General features: G+C 55.5%; 16 protein-coding genes. 4 read left to right on the top strand and 12 right to left on the bottom strand.

What is annotated here, in order from left to right:
• Window positions 1-241 precede the first annotated feature (241 nt).
• From livF to livK, 5 genes are read right to left on the bottom strand one after another with little or no spacing between them, the layout of a single operon-like run.
• Window positions 242-955, bottom strand: a complete 714-nt coding sequence (livF, locus tag LZP96_RS20895; protein ID WP_064327788.1) for a high-affinity branched-chain amino acid ABC transporter ATP-binding protein LivF — start codon at window positions 953-955, stop codon at window positions 242-244.
• Window position 956: 1 nt separating this feature from the next.
• Window positions 957-1,724, bottom strand: a complete 768-nt coding sequence (livG, locus tag LZP96_RS20890) for a high-affinity branched-chain amino acid ABC transporter ATP-binding protein LivG (protein ID WP_064327789.1) — start codon at window positions 1,722-1,724, stop codon at window positions 957-959.
• A complete protein-coding gene (locus LZP96_RS20885; protein ID WP_064327790.1) occupies window positions 1,721-2,998 on the bottom strand; it encodes a high-affinity branched-chain amino acid ABC transporter permease LivM in 1,278 nt (425 codons plus the stop codon). The genes livG and LZP96_RS20885 overlap by 4 nt, the downstream gene beginning before the upstream one ends.
• Window positions 2,995-3,921 carry a high-affinity branched-chain amino acid ABC transporter permease LivH gene (gene livH, locus LZP96_RS20880; protein WP_064327791.1) on the bottom strand — a complete coding sequence of 309 codons (927 nt, stop codon included), beginning with the start codon at window positions 3,919-3,921 and terminating at the stop codon, window positions 2,995-2,997. The genes LZP96_RS20885 and livH overlap by 4 nt, the downstream gene beginning before the upstream one ends.
• 47 nt (window positions 3,922-3,968) lie before the next feature.
• Window positions 3,969-5,078, bottom strand: a complete 1,110-nt coding sequence (gene livK, locus LZP96_RS20875) for a high-affinity branched-chain amino acid ABC transporter substrate-binding protein LivK (protein WP_064327792.1) — start codon at window positions 5,076-5,078, stop codon at window positions 3,969-3,971.
• A gap of 426 nt (window positions 5,079-5,504) precedes the next feature.
• On the opposite strand from livK, the gene panM reads away from it, so the two are divergent.
• A complete protein-coding gene (panM, locus tag LZP96_RS20870; protein ID WP_064327794.1) occupies window positions 5,505-5,888 on the top strand; it encodes an aspartate 1-decarboxylase autocleavage activator PanM in 384 nt (127 codons plus the stop codon).
• A 419-nt stretch (window positions 5,889-6,307) separates the two neighbouring features.
• On the opposite strand, the gene livJ is transcribed toward panM, so the two are convergent.
• The 6 genes from livJ to ftsY form a co-directional block, all read right to left on the bottom strand.
• A complete protein-coding gene (gene livJ / locus LZP96_RS20865) occupies window positions 6,308-7,408 on the bottom strand; it encodes a branched chain amino acid ABC transporter substrate-binding protein LivJ (RefSeq protein WP_157685367.1) in 1,101 nt (366 codons plus the stop codon).
• A gap of 197 nt (window positions 7,409-7,605) precedes the next feature.
• Entirely contained in the window at window positions 7,606-8,871 is a 1,266-nt protein-coding gene (locus LZP96_RS20860; RefSeq protein ID WP_064327796.1) for a 4-aminobutyrate--2-oxoglutarate transaminase, read from the bottom strand.
• Between the two features lie 157 nt (window positions 8,872-9,028).
• On the bottom strand, window positions 9,029-9,886 hold the full coding sequence (gene rpoH / locus LZP96_RS20855) for an RNA polymerase sigma factor RpoH (RefSeq protein WP_064327797.1): 858 nt from the start codon (window positions 9,884-9,886) through the stop codon (window positions 9,029-9,031).
• A 256-nt stretch (window positions 9,887-10,142) separates the two neighbouring features.
• Window positions 10,143-11,198 (bottom strand): permease-like cell division protein FtsX, encoded by a 1,056-nt coding sequence (ftsX, locus tag LZP96_RS20850; RefSeq protein WP_064327798.1) that lies wholly within the window; start codon window positions 11,196-11,198, stop codon window positions 10,143-10,145.
• On the bottom strand, window positions 11,191-11,856 hold the full coding sequence (gene ftsE / locus LZP96_RS20845; protein WP_064327799.1) for a cell division ATP-binding protein FtsE: 666 nt from the start codon (window positions 11,854-11,856) through the stop codon (window positions 11,191-11,193). The genes ftsX and ftsE overlap by 8 nt, the downstream gene beginning before the upstream one ends.
• Window positions 11,857-11,858: 2 nt before the next feature.
• A complete protein-coding gene (gene ftsY, locus LZP96_RS20840; protein ID WP_064327800.1) occupies window positions 11,859-13,325 on the bottom strand; it encodes a signal recognition particle-docking protein FtsY in 1,467 nt (488 codons plus the stop codon).
• Window positions 13,326-13,453: 128 nt separating this feature from the next.
• On the opposite strand from ftsY, the gene rsmD reads away from it, so the two are divergent.
• Together rsmD and LZP96_RS20830 are read left to right on the top strand one after the other, a co-directional pair.
• Window positions 13,454-14,056 carry a 16S rRNA (guanine(966)-N(2))-methyltransferase gene (rsmD, locus tag LZP96_RS20835; RefSeq protein ID WP_064327801.1) on the top strand — a complete coding sequence of 201 codons (603 nt, stop codon included), beginning with the start codon at window positions 13,454-13,456 and terminating at the stop codon, window positions 14,054-14,056.
• Window positions 14,040-14,321 carry a DUF1145 family protein gene (locus tag LZP96_RS20830; protein ID WP_064327802.1) on the top strand — a complete coding sequence of 94 codons (282 nt, stop codon included), beginning with the start codon at window positions 14,040-14,042 and terminating at the stop codon, window positions 14,319-14,321. The genes rsmD and LZP96_RS20830 overlap by 17 nt, the downstream gene beginning before the upstream one ends.
• Window positions 14,322-14,381: 60 nt before the next feature.
• Here LZP96_RS20830 and LZP96_RS20825 read toward each other — a convergent pair whose 3' ends face one another.
• Window positions 14,382-14,738 carry a DUF2500 domain-containing protein gene (locus tag LZP96_RS20825; RefSeq protein WP_064327803.1) on the bottom strand — a complete coding sequence of 119 codons (357 nt, stop codon included), beginning with the start codon at window positions 14,736-14,738 and terminating at the stop codon, window positions 14,382-14,384.
• A gap of 129 nt (window positions 14,739-14,867) precedes the next feature.
• Here LZP96_RS20825 and LZP96_RS20820 point away from each other — a divergent pair, with 129 nt between their 5' ends.
• Window positions 14,868-15,494: a lysoplasmalogenase gene (locus LZP96_RS20820; protein WP_064327804.1), complete on the top strand. Its 627-nt coding sequence runs from the start codon at window positions 14,868-14,870 to the stop codon at window positions 15,492-15,494.
• Window positions 15,495-15,497: the final 3 nt, after the last annotated feature.

Below are 15,497 nucleotides of genomic sequence, written 5' to 3'. Positions count from 1 at the left end.
CAGTGCGTTGCCTTTTTGCTTTGTCCTTGTGCGGCCGGGTGCCCTCACCCCGGCCCTCTCACACGGGGAGAGGGAGAAAACAGTGCGTTGCCTTTTGCTTTGGCCTTGTGCGGTCGGGTGGCCTCACCCCGGCCCTCTCCCACGGGGAGAGGGAGAAAAGCGGTGCTCTTCTGCTAAGAGAGGGCACCATACGGTTCCCTCTCCCTTAAGGGAGAGGGTTAGGGTGAGGGGGGGAACACGATTAACCGCCCAAATACGCGCTTCGCACCGCTTCGTTTGCCAAAAGCGCATCACCGGTGTCTTCCAGCACCACGTGACCGTTTTCCAGCACGTAGCCGCGGTCGGCGAGCTTCAGCGCCTGGTTGGCGTTCTGCTCGACGAGGAAGATGGTCATCCCCTCCTGGCGCAACTGTTCGATGGTATCGAAAATCTGCTGAATGATGATCGGCGCAAGACCGAGCGACGGCTCATCGAGCAGCAGCAGGCGCGGCTGGCTCATCAGCGCACGGCCAATGGCCAGCATCTGTTGTTCACCGCCGGACATGGTGCCTGCGCGCTGGATACGACGTTCGTACAGGCGCGGGAAAAGTTCGTACACGCGCTTAATGCGGCTTTGATACTGGTCGCGTTCGGCAAAAAAACCGCCCATCGCCAGATTTTCTTCCACCGTCATACGGGAAAACACGCGGCGGCCTTCCGGGACAATCGCCACCGCTTCGCGCATGATTCTGGCGGTCTGCCAGTCGGTAATCTCTTTTCCATCAAAGACAATTCGCCCGCTGCTGGCACGCGGATCGCCGCACAGGGTGCCAAGCAGCGTGGTTTTACCCGCGCCGTTCGCCCCAATCAGGGTGACGATTTCACCCTGATTAATGTGCAGGCTGACGTCGTGCAGCGCCTGAATCTTGCCGTAGTGGGCGCTGACCTTGTCAAACGTTAACATCGCTTTTTCCATCTTATGCCTCACCCAGGTATGCGCGGATCACGTCCGGGTTGTTGCGGATCTCTTCCGGCGTGCCATTCGCCAACGGCGTGCCCTGGTTCACCACGTAAATGCGATCTGAAATGCCCATCACCAGCTTCATGTCATGCTCAATCAGCAAAATAGTGGTGTCATGATGGTTACGCAGCTCAACAATCAGTTCGTCCAGCTCTTTGGTCTCTTTCGGGTTAAGCCCTGCCGCCGGTTCGTCGAGCATCAGGATTTCTGGCTGGGTCACCATACAGCGAATAATTTCCAGACGACGCTGGTCACCGTAGGCCAGGTTGCTCGCCTGACGGTTAGCATGCTGCAGCAGGCCGATACGGTCGAGCCAGGTGGCGGCGCGATCGAGCGCCTCATCCTGAGCACGGCGGAAGGCCGGGGTTTTCAGCAGCCCAGAGAAAAGGCCCGTTTTGAGCTGCTGATGTTGCGCCACCAGCAGGTTCTCAATCACCGTCATCTCACGGAACAGACGCACGTGCTGGAACGTACGCACCACGCCCATGCGGGCAATCTGCTGGCCCGGCAGCCCTTCAAGATGCTGATCGCGCAGCATAATGGTGCCGCCCGTCGGCTTGTAGAAACCGGTCAGGCAGTTAAACACCGTCGTTTTTCCGGCGCCGTTAGGGCCAATCAGAGAGACAATCTCTTTCTTGTGCAGATCCAGAGAGACGTTATTGACCGCCAGCAGGCCGCCAAAACGCATCATCAGGCCGTTTACGGATAATAATGGCTGACTCATGCCTGCTCTCCTTTTACTTCCGCATTTTTAAGCTTCAACTGCGGACGGGTCATCGGCAGCAGACCCTGCGGACGCCAGATCATCATCAGCACCATCAATCCACCCAGCATCAGCATGCTGTACTCGTTAAAGTCGCGCATCAGTTCACGCGATACCACCAGCAGAACGGCGGCCAGAATAACGGCAAACTGCGAGCCCATCCCGCCGAGCACCACAATGGCCAGCACAAAGGCCGATTCGGCAAAGGTGAAAGATTCCGGACTGACGAAACCCTGACGCGCGGCAAACAGCGTACCGGCAAACCCCGCAAACGCGGCGCTGATGGTAAACGCGGTCAGCTTGATGCGGGTTGGGTTAAGACCCAGAGAGCGACAGGCAATTTCATCTTCACGCAGCGCTTCCCACGCGCGGCCCAGCGGCATACGCAGCAGGCGGTTAATCACAAACAGGGTGATGACCACCAGCAGCAACGCCACCAGGTAGAGCCAAATCACGCGGTCTGATGGGTCATACTTCACGCCAAAGAAGTTGCTGAAGGTATCCCAACCGCCTTCACGCGCGCTGCGGCTGAACTCCAGGCCGAAGAAGGTCGGCTTGGGGATCTGGCTGATGCCGTTCGGGCCGCCGGTCACTTCGGTATTGTTGAGCAGCAGGATGCGGACGATTTCACCAAAACCTAAGGTGACGATCGCCAGATAATCACCGCGCAAACGCAGCACCGGGAAGCCCAGCAGGAAGCCCGCCGCGGCGGAGACCAGGCCCGCCAGCGGCAGACAGGTCCAGAAGCCGAGACCGTAATAGTGGTTCAGTAAGGCAAAGGTGTAAGCGCCAATGGCGTAGAATCCGCCATAACCCAGCACCAGCAGGCCCGACAACCCGACCACTACGTTCAGGCCAAGACCCAATATCACGTAAATCATGGTCAGGGTCGCGATATCCACCGTGCCGCGCGAGACCATAAACGGCCATGCCACCGCCGCCACCAGCAGCGCAATCAGGAACAGCTTTTGCTTTACGGTTGTGCCATCGATGGCGGGCAGAACAAACTTCGGCCCGCTGACGTTTTTCATCGTCTTCTGGAACACCGGACGCAGCAGCTGGAACAGGAAGACAACGGCAGTGCCGATTAACACCCACTGCCAGCGGATATCAGCGGCCTTATCGACCACCAGCTTCGTGCCATCCAGCTCTAACTGGACGCCCATAAAGACGCCCGCCAGGACGAAGAAGATGACGGCTGAGAGCAGCGCCATGGCAAAATGCATCGGTTTCATACTTTCTCTACCTCCGGGCGACCCAGAATCCCGGTCGGCATCACCAGCAACACCACAATCAGCAGGGCAAACGACACCACATCTTTATATTCCGTGCTCAGATAGGCTGAAGAGAGCGCTTCGGCCACGCCCAGGATCAGGCCGCCAATCATCGCGCCAGGGATACTGCCGATCCCGCCCAGTACCGCCGCGGTGAAGGCTTTCATCCCGGCCATAAAGCCGATGTAGGGGTTAATAACACCATAGAACTGACCGAGCAGGACGCCCGCCACCGCCGCCATCGCGGCACCGATCACAAAGGTCAGGGCAATGACGCGGTCAGTGTTGATGCCAAGCAGGCTCGCCATCTTCAGATCTTCCGCGCAGGCGCGGCAGGCGCGACCCATGCGGGAATAACGAATGAAGAGAGTCAGGGCCAGCATCGCCAGGAAGGTGACAACCCAGATAACCAGCTGCATGGTGGTAATAGAGGCAGAGAAGTTTTCGCTGGCTCCCACGATCCACTGCCCGTTAAACAGGCTTGGCAGCGCCACGTCGCGCGAGCCTTCGGTGAGGCTGACGTAGTTTTGCAGGAAGATCGACATCCCGATGGCGGAGATCAGCGCAATCAGGCGCTTGGAGCTACGCACCGGCCGGTAGGCCACGCGTTCAATGCTCCAGCCGTAGGCGCTGGCAATCACAATCGCGCCGACAAACCCGGCGGCGACCAGCATCCAGCTGCTGTCGATGCCCATCATCATCAGCGCGGCGATAATCATAAAGGAGACATAGCTGCCGATCATATACACCTCGCCGTGGGCGAAGTTGATCATGCCGATGATGCCGTAAACCATCGTATAGCCGATGGCGATCAGCGCGTAGGTGCTTCCCAGCGTAACGCCGTTAAACATCTGCTGCAGGAAATAGAGAAACTGCTCGGACATAAGAAAACCTTTTCATACCCGCCCGGCACTGCCGGGCGGTGGGATGATTATTTGGCGACCGAGGATGACCCGTCGGCGTGCCACTTAAAGACACCAAATTCAAATCCCTTTAGATCGCCTTTCTCATCCCAGTTCAGCGGCCCAATCACGGTGTTTGCCCCGTGCGCTTTTAAATCTTTCACCAGATCCAGCGGCTCTTTGCTGCCGGTACGATCCATGGCAGTGGCCAGAGACTGTACGGCGGCATAGGTGATCCAGACGTACGGACCACTTGGATCTTTTTTCTGCGCTTTAAGCGCCTCAACGATAGCCGCGTTCGCCGGATCCTGGTCATAGCGTTTTGGCATAGTGACCAGCATCCCTTCCGCCGCATCACCCGCGATGTTAGAGAGCGAAGCATTGCCCACGCCTTCCGGTCCCATAAACTGGGTTTTCAGGCCGGTGGCGCGCGCCTGACGCAGCATCTGGCCCATTTCCGGGTAGTAGCCGCCGTAGTAGACGAAATCGATATTCTCTTTTTGCAGACGGGCGATCAGCGCCGAGAAGTCTTTCTCTCCTGCGGTAATGCCGTCGAAGAAGACGATATTAGCGCCGCCTTTTTTCAGCCCGTCCTGAACGGAACGCGCCAGACCTTCACCGTACTGCTGCTTATCATGAATGATGGCAATGCGCTGCGGTTTGACCGTCTCAAGAATATAGTGGGCGGCGGTAGGCCCCTGAGAGGAGTCCAGACCAGCGGTACGCATGATGTGCTGATAGCCGCGCTGGGTCAGTTCCGGGTTCGTCGCGCCGGGGGTAATCATCAGAATACCTTCGTCTTCGTAGATGTCAGACGCAGGCTGAGTCGAAGAGGAGCACAGATGGCCGATCACATACTGGATGCCATCGTTAACGATTTTGTTGGCTACAGCGACAGCCTGCTTAGGATCGCACGCGTCGTCGTATTCCACGCCGACCAGTTTATCGCCCTTAATGCCGCCTTTTGCATTGATGTCTTTGATGGCCTGGCGTGCGCCGTTAAATTCCATATCACCCCACTGAGCAACCGGACCGGACATCGCACCCACTACCGCAACTTTAATCTCTGCCGCTAAAGCTGCCTGCGACATCGCCAGTGCAACCATTCCCGCGATAAATGTTTTCGCGTTCATTTTCATTTCTGAATCCCCACTCGTGACGTGTTACGTATATATTTTGTTTTATTATGGTTAAAAAGCATTCTGTACTTTTAATGAACAACGCTATTTTTACCAGTGCCTTTAATGGTTTAGCGCAGTTTTTTGGCAAAAACCAGACTAAAATCTCTATATTTCAGGCGATTAAGCAAAGATAATATTCTGAAATCAGGCAGAGATAAACAAATAAAAGTGCAGTTTGCAGCATAAAATAACGGTACAAAGCGCCGAATAAATCACTACCATTTAGGTTAAAATCCTGCTTATTTTTCAATCCATGTGTTTTCGAACTGCGCTTCGCCCCGCCACAAAACTAATCACCTGGTAAATGGACCAAAAAGAGAAAGCCTCTTCCCGAATAAATTGAGTACACTGCTACGACTTTTTTATGATGTGGACATTCAGCTAATGAAACTGACTATCATTCGTCTGATGACCTTTAGCGACCAGGATCAAATAGACCTGGGTAAAATCTGGCCGGAATATTCCCCTGCGTCGCTGATCGTTGATGAAACCCACCGGATCTATGCTGCCCGTTTTAACGAGCGGTTGCTGGGCGCGGTTCGCGTCACGCTGAGCGGCACCCAGGGTGCGCTGGATTCCCTGCGGGTACGCGAAATCACCCGCCGTCGAGGTGTAGGGCAGTATTTGATTGAGGAGATCGTCCGCGATAATCCTTCTGTCACCTCGTGGTGGATGGCGGATGTCGGCGTGGAAGACCGCGGCGTGATGGCGGCATTTATGCAGGCGTTAGGGTTTAGAGCGCAGGAACACGGGTGGGAAAAGCAGTAGGGTTTAGATTGTGCGGCCTGATGCCCTCACCCCTGCCCTCTCCCACGGGGAGAGGGAGAAAACACGACAGCCTTGAGCATCTGCGATCTAGTCCCCTCTCCCTGTGGGAGAGGGTTAGGGTGAGGGCATCAACCCGCACAGGACTGTCCCCTCTCCCTGTGGGAGAGGGTTCGGGTGAGGGCCTCAGCCCGCACCGGGCTGTCCCCTCTCTCTGTGGGAGAGGGTTAGTGTGAGGGCATCAGCCCGCACCGGGCTGTCCCCTCTCCCTGTGGGAGAGGGTTAGTGTGAGGGCATCAACCCGCACCGGGCTGTCCCCTCTTCCTGTGGGAGAGGGTTAGGGTGAGGGCATCAGCCCGCACACGGCTGTCCCCTCTCCCTGTGGGAGAGGGTTAGGGTGAGGGCATCAGCCCGCACCACACTCACTTAGCGTCAGTTGCCGTACCGTTCGCATGCCAGTCAAACACGCCGAACTCAAAGCCCTTCAGATCGCCCTTCTCATCCCAGGAGAGCGGACCCATCACGGTTTCCACGGTATTCGCTTTCAGCCAGGTGGCAATCTCAGCCGGGTCGGCTGACTGGTTCAGGCCGGCCTGCAGCGATTGCAGCGCTGCGTAGGTGGTCCACACAAACGCACCGCTCGGATCCTGTTTCTTCGCTTTGATCGCATCAACAACCGGTTTGTTCGCAGGCACCTGATCGTAGTTCTTCGGCTTGGTTACCAGCAGACCTTCTGCCGATTCGCCTGCGATATTAGACAGCGAAACGTTCGCCACGCCTTCCGGGCCCATAAACTGGGTTTTCAGTCCGGCCGCGCGCGCCTGACGCAGGATCTGGCCCATTTCCGGGTGGTAACCGCCGTAGTAAACGAAATCGATATTCTCTTTCTTCAGACGCGCAACCAGCGTGGAGAAGTCTTTTTCACCCGCGGTGATACCGTCGAAGAAGACCACATTGGCATTCGCTTTCTTCAGATTGTCCTGTACGGAGCGCGCCAGACCCTCACCATACTGCTGTTTATCGTGAACGATGGCGATACGCTTCGGCTTCACTTTCTCAACGATGTATTTCGCAGCCGTCGGACCCTGATCGGAATCCAGACCGGTGGTGCGCAGCACCAGCTTGTAACCACGCGCGGTCAGCTCCGGGGCGGTTGCCGCTGGCGTAATCATCAGGATGCCTTCATCTTCATAGATATCAGAAGCGGGCTGTGTGGAAGAGGAGCACAGGTGACCAATCACGTATTTGATGCCGTCGTTAATGACCTTGTTCGCCACGGCCACCGCTTGTTTCGGGTCACAGGCATCATCATATTTTACGATTTGCAGCTTTTCGCCTTTAATCCCGCCTTTAGCATTAATGTCGGCAACCGCTTGTTCAGCACCGGTAAATTCCTGGTCGCCATACTGCGCTACCGGACCGGACATCGCACCCACCACGGCGACTTTAATGTCAGCCTGCGCCATGGTGCTGAATGCCAACGCGATACATCCTGCCAGTAACGCTTTACCCTTCATATTCATCCTGAGATTCCCCATTATTATGGTTTTAACGATTGTTGTGATGTTGTTGTGCAGCGCTTTATTTCAGTTATAGGTGTGCCGCTCGCGCTTTTTCAGCACACTCTGCTAAAACATACCCCATTTTTATGATTTTGGAATAGCTAATTTGAAATGTATATATGATAAGCCCGGCGTTCTGTGACGCCGGGCAAGGCGCTTTAACGCGTCAGCGCAGCGAAGATAATATCCAGCGCTTTGCGGAACTGCGCTTCAGGCACCGTGAGGGGATAAAGGAAGCGGATGACGTTGCCATGGATGCCGCAGCTCAACAGGAGCAGCCCCTCCTGCAGCGCGCGCTCCTGCACCTGGCGGGTAAATTCCGGTGACGGCATGCCGGTTTGCGGATCGTTAAACTCCACTGCCACCATCGAGCCCTGAGCGCGTATATCGGCGATGAACGGACACGCTGATGTCGCTTTATTCAGCACTTCCACAAGGTGATGACCCAGATGCGCCGCGCGCGTGCACAGATCTTCTTCGTCTATCACCTCCAGCACCGCCAGCGCTGCCGCAATCGCCAATGGGTTCCCGGCGTAGGTGCCGCCCAGACCGCCGGACGCAGGGGCATCCATCACCTCAGCGCGACCCGAAACGGCGGAGAGCGGCATGCCGCCCGCCAGGCTTTTCGCCATGGTGATCAGATCTGGCTTCACGCAGTGATGTTCCATCGAGAATAACTTGCCGGTACGGGCAAATCCCGTCTGCACTTCATCGGCAATCAGCAGAATACCGTGGGTGTCGCATAGCGCCCGCAATCCCTGCATAAAGTCTGCCGGTGCGACGTTAAAGCCGCCTTCCCCCTGAACCGGTTCAATAATAATGGCCGCCACCTGATCCGGGGCGATATCCGCTTTGAACAGGCGATCCAGACTTTTCAGCGCATCCTGGGAGCTGACGCCGTACAGCGTGTTGGGAAATTGAGCGTGATAAACCGAACCGGGGAAAGGACCAAATCCGATTTTATAAGGCGCGACTTTACCGGTCAGCGCCATCGTCATAAAGGTGCGCCCATGGAAGGCGCCGCCGAAGGTGATGAGGCCAGGACGTCGGGTATAAGCCCGGGCAATTTTAACCGCGTTTTCGACCGCTTCAGCACCGGTTGAAAAGAACGCCGTCTTCGCCGGGCCGTCAATCGGGACGCGGGCATTGATTCGCTCCGCAAGCGCGATATAGCCCTCATAGGGGACAATCTGATAAGACGTATGGGTAAAGGCGTGGAGTTGTTTCTCAATGGCGGCAATGACTTTTGGATGGCGATGGCCGGTATTCAGCACCGCGATGCCGGCGGCGAAATCGATAACTTCATTGCCTTCGACGTCCCACAGCGTGGCGTTCTCCGCTTTGTCAGCGTAAAAAGGGCACATCACGCCAATGCCCCGCGGCGTGGCCTGTAAACGCCGTTCATTCAGTTCGTTATTTTTCACCCTGTCCCCCAAAGATGTCCGCATGCTGAGCGCATCTGTAAGTGTTTGCCAGGGGATAAGAATTCGCCAGAGCAGGCGTTAAAAAAACAAAACCCCCGAATTTTCATCCGAGGGTTATTATCCTTTACGGTTTAGATAAAGGAGAGCTTCGTCATCATTACGCTTCGATAGCGGCGCGAAGTTTTTTCATGGCGTTCTTTTCAAGCTGACGCACACGTTCTGCAGAGACGCCGTAGCGGTCGGCCAGCTCCTGAAGCGTGGACTTGTTATCTTCGTCCAGCCAGCGAGCACGGATAATATCCTGGCTACGTTCGTCCAGACCTTCCATCGCGTGGGTCAGTTTATTGGCCGCCTGATCTTCCCAGTTATCCTCTTCAATGCCGTCAGCAAAGTTAGAGGTTTTATCCTGCAGATACAGGACCGGGGCCATCGGCTGGCTGTCAGATGCGTCGTCGTCGGATGACATATCAAACGTCATGTCCTGTGCGGACATCCGCGATTCCATTTCACGCACATCTTTGCTGGTGACACCCAGCTCACGCGCAACCATTTCAACTTCATCCTGATTGAACCAGCCCAAACGCTGCTTGGCTTTACGCAGGTTAAAGAACAGTTTGCGTTGCGCTTTCGTCGTCGCGACTTTCACAATACGCCAGTTACGCAGAACGTATTCATGAATTTCAGCTTTGATCCAGTGCACCGCGAAGGAGACCAGTCGCACACCCACTTCCGGGTTGAAGCGACGCACAGCCTTCATCAGACCGATGTTACCTTCCTGAATCAAGTCTGCCTGCGGCAGGCCGTAGCCCGAATAGTTACGAGCAACGTGAACAACAAAGCGCAGGTGAGACAGGATCAGCGTTTTAGCTGCTTCCAGATCGCCCTGGTAATGCAGCTTTTCAGCCAGCTCCTTTTCTTCCTCAGCCGTCAACATTGGCCAGGTGTTCGCAGCCCGGATGTAAGATTCCAGGTTACCAACAGGGGCTAAAGCTAAAGTTTGCATTTCTTTGGTCATTCATTCCTCTCAATTCGATATCTTCTGGTCCAGGTTATCCCCATCAGGCAACAACCATGCCAAAGCATTTGAGCAACGAGAATAGCATTCACACTTTTATCAGACAGTGATTTTATCCACAAGTTCCCAGTGCAACAGTGAATAAATTACGCACAAAATGTGACACAGAGATGATACTGCGGGGCAGAGACAACAGGGATCTCTTTCCCTGCAGAGCGACGTTCTCATTGCAGGGAAAGATTATACCAGAAAATTTTTATTGGGGAGTAAAGTGGCGTAAATGTTGCACCGTTGCCAGCCATGCGGCGACCCAGCCAATCATGGAGCAGACCAGCAGCAATAACAGGCACTCATCAAAGCCTAACCCACTGATATCAAACCTGGTTCCGAAAACCTGCGCGACGTCGGTCACCGCCGATGACAGTCGCATCACCAAAATTTCTGACAAAATCAGTGAAAGAAATGCACCGGAAAAACCGAGGAGTGCGCCGCCATACAGGAAAGGGCGGAGGATGAAACCATCCGTGGCACCCAGCAGTTTTTGCACGTTGATGGTGTCGCGACGGGCAAAAATGCTCAGGCGGACGCTGTTACCGATGACGAGGAAGACCGCCGCCACCATCAGCACCCCAATCATTGCCGCAACGCGCCCTACCAGGCCGGTAAGCGAGGCCAGACGCGCAAACCAGCTGTCATCCATGCGGACTTCATCAATACCGTTGATACGGGTGATGCGGTCACGCAGCGTGTTGAGCGATTCCGTCCCCTGGAAATCCAGTTTCGGGATCACGACGGCCACAGCGGGCAACGGGTTCTCCTCCAGCATGTCCAGCGCGCCGCCAAACCCGGACCAGTTGCGGAACTCACCCAGCGCTTCGTCACGCGAGAGGTAATTGACCTTCTCCACGCCCTGCTCGGACTGGAGTTGCCCCACCACCTGCGCCGCCGCGTTATCGTCGAGCGCTTTATCCAGATACACCGTGATTTGCGGTGACGGATAATATTGTGATGCCGCCTGATGGACGTTTTTATAGACCATGTAGCACACGCTTGGCAGCGTCAGGGAGATGGCGATCACCATCACCGTCAGGAATGTCGCCAGCGGTTTGCTCTTCAAATCCTGCACGGCGCCCTGGAAGGCGTAGCGCACCTGTTCATTGAAGACGTTGGTTTTACGCGAATGCGGTTTTGGCGCCGCTTTCGCGCGCTTTGGCGCATTGCGGTTATTATCGCCACCGCCCGGGGACTTACGGAACCGGTCAAACCGATTGCCGAACTGTCGAATCTGGTTTATTGCGTCACGCTTATTCACCGTGGCCTCCGTGCAAGTGACCGTCACTGAGCGTCAGCATGCGGTACGAACGACGCGCAATGAGCCCCATGTCGTGCGTCGCCATCAATACCGTTACCCCTACGCGGTTAAACTCTTCGAACAAGCGTAAAATCCCTTCTGAGAGAGCGTCATCCAGGTTCCCGGTCGGTTCATCCGCCAGCAAAACAGCGGGTTTATTTACCACCGCGCGGGCAATACCCACACGCTGCTGTTCACCGCCGGAGAGCTGAATCGGGAAATTCTTCGCTTTGTCGAGCAGACCCACCTTGTCCAGCGCCGCGGAGACGCGACGACGGATATCATCAAAACTGGCGCCCGCAATAATGAGCGGAATCGCCACGTTATCAAAGACGGTACGGTCCATGAGCAAATGGTGATCCTGGAAAATCATGCCGATCTGGCGACGCAGGAACGGCACCTCACGATTTTTAAGGCGGCTAATGTCATGGCCGCTAAACATGATTTTCCCGGCGCTGGGCCGTTCGATCCCACAGATTAGCTTGAGCAGAGTACTTTTCCCTGCGCCGGAATGCCCGGTCAGGAATGCCATCTCGCCTGGCTGCAGGTGGAATGTCACCCCCTGCAGCGCTTGTCTCCCACCAAGATAGGCCTTGCTGACGTGTTCAAAGCGAATCATTGTTAATCCTCTCGGGCAAAGAGTGCCTCAATAAAGTCGTCCGATTTGAAGGGACGCAAATCCTCGATACGTTCGCCAACCCCAATATAACGGATTGGAATACTGAACTGGTCAGCGACGGAGAAGATCACGCCGCCTTTCGCCGTGCCGTCCAGTTTGGTCAGCGTAATGCCCGTCAGGCCCACCGCTTCGTGGAACAGCTTCGCCTGACTGACCGCGTTCTGACCGGTGCTGGCATCAATGGTCAGCATAATCTCATGCGGCGCGTCTTCGTCCAGCTTCTTCATGACGCGGACGATTTTCTTTAACTCTTCCATCAGGTGCGCTTTGTTCTGTAAACGCCCTGCGGTATCCGCAATTAACACATCCACGTTACGGGCTTTCGCGGCCTGGATGGCGTCAAAAATGACGGAAGCTGAATCGGCGCCGGTATGCTGAGCAATCACCGGGATATTGTTGCGCTGACCCCAGACCTGCAGCTGTTCTACCGCTGCCGCACGGAAGGTATCCCCTGCCGCCAGCATGACCGATTTACCCTGCTGCTCGAACTGACGCGCCAGCTTGCCGATGGTGGTGGTTTTACCCACGCCGTTCACGCCCACCATCAAAATAACAAAAGGCGTTTTGCCTTCAATATTAAGCGGTTCGTCAACTTTTGCGAGGATTTCGCCCATTTCGTCTTTCAGCAAGCCGTATAAGGCCTCTGCATCGCGCAGCTGTTTGCGACTGGCGCCTTCGGTCAGGTTCGCAATGATTTTGCGGGTGGTTTCGACACCCACATCGGCGATCAGCAGCTGCTCTTCCAGCTCTTCAAACAGATCATCATCGATTTTTTTGCCGCGGAAAAGACTGATAAATCCGGAACCCAGATTTTCTTTGGTTTTAAGCAGGCTGCGTTTCAGACGGGCGAAGAACCCTTCTTTGGTCGGTTTTTCCTGCTCCTGAATAATCTCTTCTACGGGTTCATCAACGTCGGCAACCGGCACGACCACTACCGCTTCTTCTGCCGCTTCAGCCGCCAGCGCCTGGGCTTCGAGCTCCTCGTCGGTCAGCGCAGGTTCGTTGTCAGCCTCTTCTTCGACGGCGTTGACGATTTCAACGGTTTCAGCTTCAGCCTGCCACTCTTCTGCAGAGACCACTTCTGGCTGGATCTCTTCCGGGAGCGGCAGCTCTTCGTGTTCCACGACCGCCTGCGGCGCTTCGGTAACAACCTCAGGCTCAACCGGTTCGGGCTTTTCGCTCTCCTGAACCTGTTCGGTGACGACCACCACCTCTTCAGCAAAGGCGTCTGTCTCTTCTTTGCTGTGCGCAGGCACTTCGGCTTCTATTACCGCTGCCGTCTCAACAGGCGTCTCTGGCAGTGACTGTTCTTCAACATTCTGCTGCTCGTCGATTTTCTGTTCTGTTTCTTGCTCTTTTTCGCCGAAGCCCAGCCAGGAAAAGAAGCCACGTTTTTTTTGTTTTGCCATCTGAGACGACACTCCTCGCGGTGCTATATACATAGAAGCTAAAAAAATGATGAAATAGTCTAACACTTAACTTAATTGACATCACCGCCTGGAATCGCAGGCCAATTGTTAGCAGAGCTTTCCTTAAAATGAAGAAACCTAACCGTGCCTCCGCCGGACAAATTCGCATTATCGGCGGCCAGTGGCGAGGCCGGAAATTACCGGTGCCCGACAGCCCCGGTCTGCGCCCGACCACCGACCGCGTGCGAGAAACCTTATTTAACTGGCTGGCCCCGTCCATGGTGGATGCGCAGTGCCTTGATTGCTTCGCCGGAAGCGGTGCATTAGGTCTGGAAGCGCTGTCGCGCTATGCAGCAAATGCTACACTCCTGGAGATGGAGCGCAGCGTCGCGCAGCAACTGCAGCAAAATCTCGCGACGCTCAAGGTCACCAATGCCAACGTGGTTAACACCAACACGCTGTCTTATCTGGCAAAACCCGGCACACCGCATAATGTGGTCTTCGTCGATCCCCCTTTCCGTAAAGGGTTGCTGGAAGAGACATTGGACCTGCTGGAAAAGAACGGCTGGCTGGCCGATGACGCGCTCATTTATGTTGAAAGCGAAGTCGAAAACGGTTTACCGCCGGTCCCTGTACACTGGGATCTGCATCGCGAGCAGGTCGCCGGTCAGGTCGCCTATCGTTTATATCATCGTGTAGAACAAGGAGAGTCCGATGCCCGTACTGATTAATGTAGGCCGCCTGTTGATGCTGGGCGTCTGGGCGTTTTTGCTGTTGAACCTGGTGCACCCCTTCCCACGCCCCATGAACATTTTTGTGAATGTGGCGCTGATTTTCACCGCTTTTATGCATGCTTTACAGATGGTGATGCTGAAAAACGGTTTACCAAAAGATGGCCCACCCATGACCGGCTGGCAGCAGCTGCGGGTGTTTATTTTCGGCGTGTTTGAGCTGCTGGTGTGGATGAAAAAATTTAAGGCGCAGGTGAAGAAGTAAAGTGCGGCCTGATGCCCTCACCCTACCCCTCTCCCACCGGGAGAGGGAACCGACCGAGCATTATTCCGGCCTGAACCCTTCAAATCGCGACCCTTTGTAGCTCAGCACTCCTTTCTCCCCCACCGTCAGCTGATGATACTGCTTCGCGTCCAGGCGAAACGTCATCTCCAGGCCGCCCTGTTCAGGTTTAAAGCTTGCCTCGTAGCGCATCGCACTGCCGGCTGGCGTCACCTGCTGCTGACGCGAACGGCGTTCATTGAGGGGTTTCTCTCGCTTGTTGCTCACCACGACGCGTTTCTGCGCCAGCGGCGCGGCGTCGTTATCGACCTTTTCGCGCCGCTGCTGCACAAAACGAAACGAGGCGGCGATCGCGATGATCGCCACCACGATGATGAAAAAAAGCGGCATCTTGCTCATTGTTGAATCCCATAAGATTATGCGGAAATCAGGATACCCTGCCTTCCCCGGCATTGCCAAACGGTCGCCCGCGTCACTACACTGGATAAGAAACTGATAATTCAGTCGCAACAGATACAGGGAGTTTATATGCTTTGGTCATTTATCGCTGTCTGTCTTTCCGCATGGCTTTTCGTCGATGCGTCTTATCGCGGGCCTACCTGGCAACGCTGGTTGTTTAAACCGCTCACGTTACTGCTTTTGCTTCTGCTTGCCTGGCAAGCCCCTATGTTTAGCGCCGTGAGCTATCTGGTGCTCGCCGGTCTGTGCGCCTCGTTGATCGGGGATGCGTTAACGCTACTTCCGCGCCAGCGTCTGCTGTACGCCGTGGGTGCGTTCTTCCTGTCACATCTGCTCTACACCATCTACTTTGCCAGCCAGATGACGCTGTCATTCTTCTGGCCGCTGCCGCTGGTGTTGCTGGTGGTGGGTGCGCTGCTTATTGCGGTCATCTGGACGCGCCTTGAAGAGATGCGTATGCCGGTGTGTACTTTCATCGCGATGACGCTGGTCATGGTGTGGCTGGCGGGCGAACTCTGGTTCTTCCGTCCTACGGCGCCTGCGATGTCGGCTTTCTTTGGTGCGGCGTTGCTGCTTGTCGGGAACGTTGTCTGGCTGGGTAGCCATTATCGTCGTCGCTTCCGGGCGGATAACGCCATCGCTGCGGCCTGCTATTTTGCCGGACACTTCCTGATTGTCCGTTCACTCTATATCTAAATA

Origin of the sequence: Huaxiibacter chinensis (assembly GCF_022171985.1) — a bacterium.
GTDB lineage: Bacteria > Pseudomonadota > Gammaproteobacteria > Enterobacterales > Enterobacteriaceae > Enterobacter > Enterobacter chinensis_A.
The sequence above is the reverse complement of the archived record's forward strand: the minus strand, read 5'-3'. Positions and strand labels throughout refer to the sequence as shown.